At 65.5% G+C, this 4,158-nt stretch carries 4 protein-coding genes and 3 pseudogenes; 3 read left to right on the top strand and 4 right to left on the bottom strand.

Features of this window, described 5'->3' with window-relative positions; translation table 11 throughout:
- Positions 1 to 201, bottom strand: a pseudogene (locus tag ABZ453_RS50545) (IS3 family transposase); the annotation flags it as partial.
- Positions 202 to 784: 583 nt separating this feature from the next.
- Here ABZ453_RS50545 and ABZ453_RS50540 point away from each other — a divergent pair.
- The 3 genes from ABZ453_RS50540 (at position 785) to ABZ453_RS50530 (ending at position 2,076) form a co-directional block, all read left to right on the top strand.
- Positions 785 to 1,237 carry a transposase family protein gene (locus ABZ453_RS50540; RefSeq protein ID WP_359026751.1) on the top strand — a complete coding sequence of 151 codons (453 nt, stop codon included), beginning with the start codon at positions 785 to 787 and terminating at the stop codon, positions 1,235 to 1,237.
- 102 nt (positions 1,238 to 1,339) lie between these two features.
- On the top strand, positions 1,340 to 1,879 hold the full coding sequence (locus tag ABZ453_RS50535) for a winged helix-turn-helix domain-containing protein (RefSeq protein ID WP_359026752.1): 540 nt from the start codon (positions 1,340 to 1,342) through the stop codon (positions 1,877 to 1,879).
- A gap of 2 nt (positions 1,880 to 1,881) precedes the next feature.
- Positions 1,882 to 2,076: a hypothetical protein gene (locus tag ABZ453_RS50530; protein WP_359026749.1), complete on the top strand. Its 195-nt coding sequence runs from the start codon at positions 1,882 to 1,884 to the stop codon at positions 2,074 to 2,076.
- 340 nt (positions 2,077 to 2,416) lie between these two features.
- Here the strand turns inward: ABZ453_RS50530 and ABZ453_RS50525 are convergent, their stop codons facing one another.
- The 3 genes and pseudogenes from ABZ453_RS50525 to ABZ453_RS50515 all read right to left on the bottom strand — a co-directional run.
- Complete coding sequence (locus tag ABZ453_RS50525) at positions 2,417 to 2,524, bottom strand: winged helix-turn-helix domain-containing protein (protein ID WP_359026747.1); 108 nt, start codon at positions 2,522 to 2,524, stop codon at positions 2,417 to 2,419.
- Between the two features lie 154 nt (positions 2,525 to 2,678).
- Positions 2,679 to 2,876: pseudogene (locus ABZ453_RS50520) on the bottom strand (helix-turn-helix domain-containing protein); the annotation flags it as partial.
- 804 nt (positions 2,877 to 3,680) lie between these two features.
- Positions 3,681 to 4,058: pseudogene (locus ABZ453_RS50515) on the bottom strand (ISAs1 family transposase); the annotation flags it as partial.
- Positions 4,059 to 4,158 lie beyond the last annotated feature (100 nt).

Below are 4,158 nucleotides of genomic sequence, written 5' to 3'. Positions count from 1 at the left end.
TGTCGTCGTCCCCGGACGCTGCCCCGCGTCGATCTCCTGCTGCTTCACCCAGTTCCGCAGCCTCTCGCGGGAGCCGATACCGAGCTTGTCCGTGATCGCCTGCAGGGCGGCCGTCTCGTTCGGGTAGTCGTCGCGCACCTCGGCGACCATGCGCACCGCGCGACGGCGCAGCTCAAGCGGGTAACGGGAGGATCGTGCCATGACTCAATCCCTTCACGGAATCGAGTCTCTACCTGACACGGGGCGGTTCACAAAATACGAGACACCAACAACACCACCCAGCCCACCGCAACCGGCGCGACCTGCCCATCCCGCCCACACCGCAACCGCTACCCTCATCCGCATGACCACACTCACCCGAGCAAAAAGACAGCAAAGCCATCATTAAGCCACAGCTCAGGAAGGCTCCTCCCCGCAACGCGGGGGTACTTCAGGAGGCCCGGTGCAGATCTCATCCATCAGGGACGTCCTCCCCGCCAACGCGGGGGTACTTCCTTCCTCCGCCACGGATTCACCAAGGAGGACCTGTCCTCCCCACCAACGCGGGGGTACTCCGCGAAGGTCAAGAGCGCGCCGATCCCCGGTGGCGTCCTCCCCGCCGACGCGGGGGTACTTCGACAGTCGAGGATGTCTAGGACAAGCTGGCACAGTCCTCTCCACCGACAAGGGGGTGCTTCGTAGATCGAGTTCAGATCCTCTGCGTGCAGCTCGTCCTCCCCGCCGGCACGGGGCGTTTCGGTGAACCTCGTGACGCTGTTCGTCGCGATCGTATCCTCCCGCCAACATGGGGTGCTCCGAAGGCATCGACGGTTCTGTCGACGATCTTCTGATCCGGACGGCTGAACGGGCCGACTGTTCGCGATCATGTATCGCGTGCTCTCGTGATGTGCTCTTGGAGCTGTTTCCGTACCTGTCCGCGGTGGTGATCGAGGAGGTCGAACGACGGCCGGAAACAGTGGTGTTCAGGACGCGGGTACGGGCGCCGACTGGGGCCTGCCGGTGCGGCCAGAGGTTGGCTCGTGTGCATGGTCGGTACGTACGGAGGTTGCGCGATGTCGCCGTTGGCGGGCTCGGCGTGGTGATCAAGTTGTGCGTGCGCCGATTCCGCTGCGAGAACCCTGACTGCAGATCGGTGACGTTCGGCGAACAGATTGCGGGGCTGACCACCCCGCACAGTCGCTATAGCCCGCTGCTGCGTGGGGTGTTACTGACTTCGGCTCGTCAGGGTGAATTTTGACGAAGTCCCTGATGGCTCTGGGGCGTCGGCCTTATCACGTGGTGTGTGAGATACGCGGATGGGGACGGGCTGACGGCTGGGGGACGCCGGCGCCGGGAGACCCTGCGGATGCACGTGGCCGGGCTGTTCGAGCAGAAGGTCAAGCCATCGGAGGTAGCACGGCAACTGCGGGTGAGTCTGAAGTCAGCAGACCAGTGGCACCAGTTGTGGCCGCACGGTGGTGTGCAGGCTCTGGCCTGTCGCGGCCCGAGCGGTTCGCGGTGCCGTCTGTTACCGCGCTGTCTTCAGGAGCTGGTCGCGTATCTGGAGCAGGGCCCGGCTGCGCACGGCTGGATCGAGGACCAGGTGTGGACCGCGGCGCGGGTGGCCACGCTGATGGGCAGGAGGTTCCACGTCTCCTGTAGCGTCCCGGGGGCCACTCGGTTGATGCACCGGCTCGGCTTCAGCCCGCAGGTTCCCGCACGGCGGGTCGCCGAGCGCGACGAGCAGGCCGTCACCGCATGGAAGGAGGCGACCTGGGCCGAGGTAAAAGAGCCTGGGCGGCCTGCGGCGGCTACATCTGCTTCGAGGACGAGGCAGGCTTCACCCGTCGGCCGCCCAGGGCACGCACTTGGGGGCGGCGCGGCCGCACCCCGCAGGTGACGGTGAGCGGCCGACGCTCGGGACGCCTGTCCGTGGGCGGGCTGATCGCCATGCGCCTCGGCTCCCGGACCCGGCTATGCCACCGCCTGCGCACCCACCGAGCGGGCAAAGGTAACCGTCGCAGCATGGGCGAACGGGACTTCATCGCGCTGGTCCACGGCGTCCACCAGCTCGTCAAGGCGTCGCCAGCTCCTTGACCAGGTGCACGTTCAGATTGTCCCATCCCAGCACCACACCACCGGGGTACCGAGCTGCACGTGGGTCATGACAATCAGGTCGCGGTACTGACGCCAGGAGAAGGCCTTCGGCTCGCCCCGGCGGCCGCGCCAGATGTGCAGCTTGAAGAAGAAACGCGGCTGGTGCCCGGCGCGGTATCAGACCACCCCAGCGACGTTGACCCGTCCGCGGTTGCGGCCGCGCACTCGCACCACCGGCCGGGCTCCGCGCGGGGCCCAGGTGCGGCCCTTCGGCGGCCTCAGCCCCTGACCAGTCTCGTCCTCGAAGCAGATGTGGGCGCCCAAGTGGGCCGCGGTCTTTTTACCTGCGGCCAGTCTTCCACACCTCGATGGCCTCCTCATCGCGCTCCAGGGCCCGCCGCACGGGGACCTGGGCACTCCAGCCGTGCCAGCGCAGCAGCTTCCACACACCCTGCAGGGTGTAAGCCGACGTGGAACATCCGCCCGATCAGCAGCTTGACCCGCTTCAGCGTCCAGCCCTGGAACTCGTCGTCGAAGCCGTGCGCGAACGGACCACGCCGTAACTCCCGTTCCAGCCGCTCCCACTCCCACTGCGCAGGGCTCAACCGTTCCGCCGAGGCCGGCCCCGCCGAGCGCAACGCGTCCGCGCCGCCCTGCTCCCACGCCCGCCGCCAGCGCCGCACCGAACGCACCGTCACCCGCAGATCCCGCGCGACGGCCTCGGTCTTCATCGCCCAAGCGAACCGGTCAGCCGCCTGAAGCCGCACCAGCTCCCGCTTCTCCTGTTCCCTGGGCGTCATCCCGCCCCCATGCGCGTACCGCATGACGTCGTCGTACCGCAACGATCAACAGCCGTCACGGCTCGACGGACTCCACGAGTTCAACCTGAGTAACAGGGGTCAATTGCCCATGGGCAGCCTATGTCTCATGAGGTTAAATACAACCTCATTGATCAGCAATGTGCCGGGTACCCGGCAGGTGATGGAGATGACATGCGTATGCGATGGGTAAAGTTTACGGCAACGGTGGGAGCGGTGCTTGCGGGCTCCACGTTCGCATTGATGGGCACGGATAGTGCTATGGCGGGCACAGCCAAGGGAAATTTAATGATTAGGCCAGACTTTGCAACTGTTTCTAGTATCATGGTTGGAGGGGATTGTTTCGGTGCGAAAAAAGACCAATGGACGAAAACATCTGCACCAGGGAATTTCAGCGGCGAGATCGGCATATACGGGGATGCGCGTTGTGGAGATCTTCACGGATGCGTGTCGCCGCCTCCCGACAATTCCAGCTTCGAAAACTACTGGCTCACCGTCAAAGAAACTGACATTACAGGGTGCGGTGGTTAACCTCGATTCGCCAGTGGGCGTGATTGTCCGATTAGGTTGATGATTCGTTCTGTTTGTCCCGCGTGATTGCGGGTGGGCCTTCGCGTGTCGCTGCGGCTGCGCCGGGGTTCCACGGCACCCAGACGTCGTGCGGGCTGTTCCTTCCTGTCTCGTTGGGGCGGTCGACAGGGCGCTCAGCCGTTGCCAGCAGGTGGTGAACGTCTCAGCCCAGGGCCAAGTGGAGCCGATCCGCAGCCGGCGGCGAGAGCGGTCCGCCAGTCGGGCGAGCTGGGCCGCGCCTGCCTGTTCGGCGGTCAGGCTGGTGACGGCGTAGACCGTCTTGACGGTCTTGCGGTCGGTGCGGCGGCGTTTGATCTGGACGGCTTGGCGGGCTCCGGGGAAGGGGAGGCTGTTGACGGTGGCGACCTTGATCCGGCGGATCTCCGAGCGGCCGTGGCTCATGCCCAGGGTGCGTCCCTGAAGCGGGATGTCTTTCCGGGGAAGGGACTTGAGCTGCCGGCGCAGCTTCTTCTGGTTGCCCTTGACGATCACGATGTAGTCGGCGTGCTCGCGTTGGGGGTGCATGGCGTCGCTGGTGACGACGGTTCCTGCCAGGTCGGCGACGGTGTCCAGCAAGGGCTGGAAGCAGGTGATCTACTCCGAAAATGCCCACCTCCGTCTTGGGTGTCTTCCCGAGGTCGAAGGCGGCGGAGGCTGGGACTATACGGCCTTCGTGGTGAGGGTCACGTCGTGG

This window comes from Streptomyces sp. NPDC005799 (assembly GCF_040630525.1).
GTDB lineage: Bacteria > Actinomycetota > Actinomycetes > Streptomycetales > Streptomycetaceae > Streptomyces > Streptomyces griseorubiginosus_B.
The sequence above is the reverse complement of the archived record's forward strand: the minus strand, read 5'-3'. Positions and strand labels throughout refer to the sequence as shown.